General features: G+C 47.4%; 6 protein-coding genes. 4 read left to right on the forward strand and 2 right to left on the reverse strand.

Features of this window, described 5'->3' with window-relative positions:
* Nucleotides 1-189: 189 nt before the first annotated feature.
* A complete protein-coding gene (locus tag KDK19_RS24420; protein ID WP_368736464.1) occupies nt 190-348 on the forward strand; it encodes a DUF5993 family protein in 159 nt (52 codons plus the stop codon).
* Nucleotides 349-367: 19 nt separating this feature from the next.
* Nucleotides 368-940: a disulfide bond formation protein B gene (locus KDK19_RS13230; RefSeq protein WP_257275584.1), complete on the forward strand. Its 573-nt coding sequence runs from the start codon at nt 368-370 to the stop codon at nt 938-940.
* Here the strand turns inward: KDK19_RS13230 and KDK19_RS13235 are convergent.
* Nucleotides 878-2,470, reverse strand: a complete 1,593-nt coding sequence (locus tag KDK19_RS13235) for a PhoPQ-activated pathogenicity-related family protein (RefSeq protein ID WP_257255379.1) — start codon at nt 2,468-2,470, stop codon at nt 878-880. The two genes, KDK19_RS13230 and KDK19_RS13235, sit on opposite strands and share 63 nt — an antisense overlap.
* A 34-nt stretch (nt 2,471-2,504) precedes the next feature.
* Entirely contained in the window at nt 2,505-4,184 is a 1,680-nt protein-coding gene (locus tag KDK19_RS13240) for a hypothetical protein (RefSeq protein WP_257255380.1), read from the reverse strand.
* A 170-nt stretch (nt 4,185-4,354) separates the two neighbouring features.
* On the opposite strand from KDK19_RS13240, the gene KDK19_RS13245 reads away from it, so the two are divergent.
* Together KDK19_RS13245 and KDK19_RS13250 are read left to right on the forward strand one after the other, a co-directional pair.
* Nucleotides 4,355-4,735, forward strand: a complete 381-nt coding sequence (locus tag KDK19_RS13245; protein WP_257275586.1) for a hypothetical protein — start codon at nt 4,355-4,357, stop codon at nt 4,733-4,735.
* A complete protein-coding gene (locus KDK19_RS13250; RefSeq protein WP_257255382.1) occupies nt 4,728-5,171 on the forward strand; it encodes a YbaN family protein in 444 nt (147 codons plus the stop codon). Before KDK19_RS13245 ends, KDK19_RS13250 begins: the two co-directional genes overlap by 8 nt.
* Nucleotides 5,172-5,303 lie beyond the last annotated feature (132 nt).

Raw genomic sequence — 5,303 nt, forward strand, 5'->3', positions numbered from 1 at the left:
CGTGAGAAAGTAGCAGCCTGGGCTAGGCGCCCCCATGGGAATCCCCCACTGATTTTTTGAATCAGTGGGGGAAGATGTCAATAACCTGTAAATAAAACATGTTAACGCTATGCTCTAATGAAGCTTTCATGGTCGGGGGTTGTCGCAAAAGTTTGTGAAACAATCTCGTTAGGCTGGGGAGTACAGGTAATGCCTTACACTTTGCTATCTTTTATCTTCATATTATTTGCGTTGATGGTTGCCTGGTTCAATCGAAAGTGGGGAATCGTTTGCTTCAGCATTTCTCTTGTTCTGATTGCATTGGTTTTTATTCATCATATTTCTGAGCACTTGGAAATTTATCTTTAGAAGTTTGGCGGGTCTAATCATGAACTCATGCAGAGAGATCAATGATTTTGTGAAGTTTGCCAGTGTTTTTGAATTGATAGTCATCTGTCTTCTTCTGGTTGCTGCTTTCTGGTTTCAGTTTGTGATGGGCGAATTACCCTGTCCTCTCTGCATATTGCAGCGGCAGGGAATTTTAGTGATAGCCTCAGGGTTCCTGCTCAATATGAGGTACCACGTTCGACCCGGTCATTACAGTTTGTCGCTGCTAGCGGCTGTCTTGACTAGCTTTATTGCTCTGAGGCAAATTGCACTGCATGTGAACAATCCTCAAGGATATGGTTCGGCTTTGCTGGGACTGCATATGTATACTTGGTTGTATATTCTGTGCTCTGCTTTAATCGTATATATCGCACTGGTCATAGGTTATTCCAGACAGTTTGAATTGCACGCTTATGAGGACGAAGTCTCAGAAGCGAAAAACCCCGAAATCAGATGGTTTTCCCATTTTGCCTTTGCGCTTCTGGTGTTCCTGACTGTGGCTAATATCGTTTCAATTTTCTTTGAGTGCGGGCTTGAGCAGTGCCCGGACAATCCGGTGCGTTATATCCTCTGAGCTTTGGCCATGAGATGGAGTGCGATTGTCCTCGGGATAAACATCTGGGGTGACAAACACCCGGGTCGTGAATGACAGGTCACGATAGGGCGGGTTAGGGTAGATCAGCTCGACAAAGCTGGCTTTCCAACCTTTTTCGGGGGCTTTCAATGCGACATCTGCCCGACAGCTTTCACGACAACGGAATGTGAGTGTTTCAGATTTAAACTGGCTGACCTTTGGGTTGTCTGAAGTGGTTCGGAAATCTCTGGCTTCAGGATTTGTTGCAGTCCACAGTTTCATGGCTTTGGGAGGCATTGAGGCTTCGACTTTCAGGTTTAGTTTAGAGACATCCCAGCTGATCTTGGGCATGGGGCGATCTTTAATGATGGCTCCGTAAAAGGATTCGATGCTTTCACTCACCAGTGTTTGATCCATTCTGAGAATGTAATGCCTCAGGTCTGGAAGGAATCTCAGCCATTTTTCGCCTTTCAGGTCATCGAAGTAAAAGCGGCTGGAGTCGGGTAAGAAAAAATCATCGCCGGTGGCATTAATGATGTACTTCGGCATGGTTAGCAGAGGGAGGTAGGAATAGGGGTCGACCACCTCCATTAGCTGAGTCATAGGCTGGGTGCCGATTGTGTGCATCAGAGAGTAATAGTCTTTGACAGCCGGAGCCCAGCGTTGGTAACTATTGAAGTGGTGTCGCATACTCTCTTGCAGATTAAGAACATCGATGACCATGGGTATGATGGCTGACACTCTGTTATCCATTGCTGCGGTCAGCCAGACTGTCCAGCCTCGTTTTGATCCTCCGGCTAATACAAAATGCTCAATTTTAATGTGCTTCTCTTTCATCAGTGCCTGAATCGTATCCATGGCCCGAATGGAAGCCCTGACCATGGGTAATCGGAGTGGCCAGTTATAGTTTTTCCCCGGGTTATCAATGAACTTTTGCCAGCTATAGGCCATCAGGCCATCTTCCTTGAGCGGTTTGCCATCACCAAATCGCAAGAACTGGTTTGGAATGTCTTTCAGATCAACGACGATCGACCGGGTTCTGGCGGCTATATGAGAAAATTGCAGGGCATCAGTGCTCCTCTTGTTTCTATCGGGCTGATCTTCGGGCCAATGGATGATGCCGCCATTGATAAAGAGTAGAGCAGTGGTGGAGCTGACTTTTTCCGGTATATACACCTTGATCCGATGCTCCCAGACCGGATCAGAGACTTTATCCTGTTCTCCGATAGTCCAGCGCAGAGACTTCATACGGACAGGGTAGACTTTGACCTTCAGCTTCTTTCCATCCAGCTCGACGCGCTCTTCAGTCGCAGCTGCAGCACTCCATTGATAATTCTTATCTTCTTGTTTCAGGTAACAGGGCAGTACGTCACGAAAGTGTTTGCCAAGGTAAGAGGGGTTACAGTTGTCAGGAGAGACTTTCAGGTGATCTCTGGCATGAGCCTGATGCTTCAGAAGCATCAGGCATAAGCAGAACAATGCCAGTAAGCCAGCCTGAAAACTGGAGACGAATTCTTGTTCTTTTGCCATTTTGTTACTCTTTTTTTTGCAATTTCATGGCAGTTCACAGGGGTGTTAAATCAGGGCTTCCTGCTGCCAGCGTTAACATGAAGTCTTTCAGCTTTAATTCATGATCTCTCTGGAGTCTCGCCTTGGTATTACTGCCGACAAACTTATTGCAGGCTTCTGAATCAAGATTCAGGCAGGCCGAAACTCTTTTTTGATATCGAGTGTGGTCTTCAGCCTTTACCCAAAGGCTCTGACCGGGCAGAAAACTGTACTCCAGACTGTTGCGTGCGAACTCAATAATCTGATCAAAGGACAGGAGAGCGCCGTCGCTGGATTGATTAGGGCTGAAGCCATAGACGGCTTCTACAAACTGACTGGTCAAATCGACTTTTAGAATCCCCGGATCGTCAGTAGCCAGCGCCACTGCAACATTGCTATTGACATAAACAGGAAAGGGGTGTCCGCTGTTGGGCCCGATATCATTCAATCGCTGGTCGCTGGTGAAAGGAATTTCAACAGCAATGTCATTATCCAGCATGGTTTTGAGCAGCTCAGCACTGCAGTTGACGTATTCTTCATTGCCGGAGCTGGACTGCTTCAGGCAGTCCTGTGCCATTAGGCTGATCCCGTGGCCTATGCGTTTGGGCTGAACGATATTAATAGCGTCTGCCAAGGTGGTTCGGTAGTAAAAATCTTCGACTGTGGCTTTGACCAGTTCTCCTGCATGCAGGCTAATATGCTCTTTCACCAGAGGGTATTTTTTGTGGTTTTTAAGAAAACTCAGCATTTTCATATGGCTGAGGTAATCGTTCAGTGCCGTATCATTATTTTCAGCGCCGTCTATGTTGATGCCCAGCACTTGAGGATCGCTGCCAGAGAGACTCAATTGAGCCAGTTCAAAGGCAAAGATCATCTGGGCGTAAACCCGGGGCAGGGGATCGGTCCGGTGAATTTCGTGTAGAAACCGAACGGTGACAGAACAGGCAGGTTGAGAGGGGCTATGAGAGCAGTTCAAGTGGTCGTCAGAATCTTTCAAGGCATCGGCTACCTCTTTGGCAGCTGCCTTTAACTGGGTTTGAAAATCGGGCTGGGCACTCAGTCTGGTACGAAAGTCTTCCAGACTTTTGGAACTGTCCGGGTCCGGTGCGGGCAGGTTGGTGATGAGGGAAAACAACTTGTCAGGCCCGTTCGCTTCATTCCAGTAGATAGTTGATTCAATGTAAGAAAGTCCATCAACAGCGGCCTTTTTACGTATAAGTGAAATGAAACGGGCATCTATTCCATCGAATAAGGCTTTCACGATAGCAAAGTAGTCGAAGAAATGCTTGTCACGGATCTCAAGCGTATCGTTGCTGTCGGCAAGCGTTAGCTGCCTGATCAGAGCTGCACGGTTTTCTTCATTACTGACGTATGCGCTCACGGACTGTGCACAGCAATCACACGGGGCCATGTGATGGTCCTTATAAATGCAAAACTTTCGTTCTATCGCGATATCAATGATTTCTTCGGGCTCGATGGCCCCCATCAGGTGATGATGGAGATCGCCGCCTTTGGGCAGTCGATTCATAAACGCCTGAAGTTCCGGACGGTTGTTACGAATACTCTCCATGAAATCACTGGTTCGCTTATGGCCCTTGGTAAACCCGGAAATCTCATACTCAGAGGATGAAAAACTGGTGTTGGCAGTTAAGAGCATCATCACCAGAGCAAATCGAAGAAGAATATCTGAAGTCATAATTGATCAATAGTCACTGTTGAGGATTACAGTATAGATATATTTTAAGTGCTCATTTCTGATTCGGGTGAGGTCTGCTTGTAGCTGTGTGCATCCTTTCCTGATTAGCCACCATGAAGCAGAAAAAAGAGTTACTATAGCCACGCAAGTTATCTTCCAAGGTTTCGCTTATGACATTAAAAGCCCCTGCTATACTCCTGCTGGTTCTGTTACTGGGTGGTTGCTCCACGCTGGGCTGGAAAGCGGGGCATATGGCCAAAATTAAGTTTGATCTCAATGAACTCAACAAGGAGGGTCTGCGAGGCTCAGGTGATAACTTGACAGCGGTGTCTTATGAATTCTGTATTCCGGACAAGATTGAGTACGTTGATCAGGTCATGGCGATTGATCCAACGCTGGTTGTTTACCGGGCGTCGCCGGGAAAAATACAGTGCCGATCAGCAGAGTATCTGGCAGTTGGTGACACCCATCAGCTGGATTTTTATGAAGTTCTGAGAAAACTGGCAGAGCTGGATTATGTAAAGATTATTCAGGAAGCGACGTTTGAGTAAGTGTAAAGGGCCCAATTTGGCTGGTCAGCTGGCAACAGAAGAAGAAAATCTTCTGGTCAGAAACCCGTTATTGCGAATCTTCTATCAGGGATTGGCATTGCTTTGCATTGTTCTCGGCATCATTGGTGCCGTGCTGCCCCTCATGCCAACGACCGTGTTTCTGTTGCTGGCAGTGTGGCTCAGCGTTCGGTCTTCACCCAAATTGAATCGGTGGTTGCTGGAGCATCCAAGGTTTGGTCCGGCCCTGAAAGAGTACCTGCATGACAGGGCGCTCTCACCCAAAATAGGGTGTCGGGCTCTGGCGCTCCTGTGGCTGGGCATAGGGATTTCAGTCTGGCTGGTTCCTCAGGTTTTTCTGAAAGTGTTGTTGGGGCTGATTGCTCTGGCGGTGAGCATTTATCTTTGGATACTGATGCGCAGATATCAACAACAGTGAGTCAATGTAACAATGACCTTCAAAAACATGCCACGGCCAAGGAGGGTGTCGCAAAAGTGCTGCGCTTCGCTGATACCGCGTTAAAAAGTGGCTCAAAATGCTCATTTACTCGCTGTAAACTGCGCTTTTTCG

It is taken from the genome of Endozoicomonas sp. ONNA1, from assembly GCF_024606325.1.
Taxonomy (GTDB): Bacteria; Pseudomonadota; Gammaproteobacteria; order Pseudomonadales; family Endozoicomonadaceae; genus Endozoicomonas_A.

Excerpts from the sequence above, each read along its gene's own strand:
- KDK19_RS24420 (WP_368736464.1), top strand. The coding sequence starts at position 190 with ATGCCTTACACTTTGCTATCTTTTATCTTCATATTATTTGCGTTGATG.
- KDK19_RS13230 (WP_257275584.1), top strand. The coding sequence starts at position 368 with ATGAACTCATGCAGAGAGATCAATGATTTTGTGAAGTTTGCCAGTGTT.
- KDK19_RS13235 (WP_257255379.1), bottom strand. The coding sequence starts at position 2,470 with ATGGCAAAAGAACAAGAATTCGTCTCCAGTTTTCAGGCTGGCTTACTG.
- KDK19_RS13240 (WP_257255380.1), bottom strand. The coding sequence starts at position 4,184 with ATGACTTCAGATATTCTTCTTCGATTTGCTCTGGTGATGATGCTCTTA.
- KDK19_RS13245 (WP_257275586.1), top strand. The coding sequence starts at position 4,355 with ATGACATTAAAAGCCCCTGCTATACTCCTGCTGGTTCTGTTACTGGGT.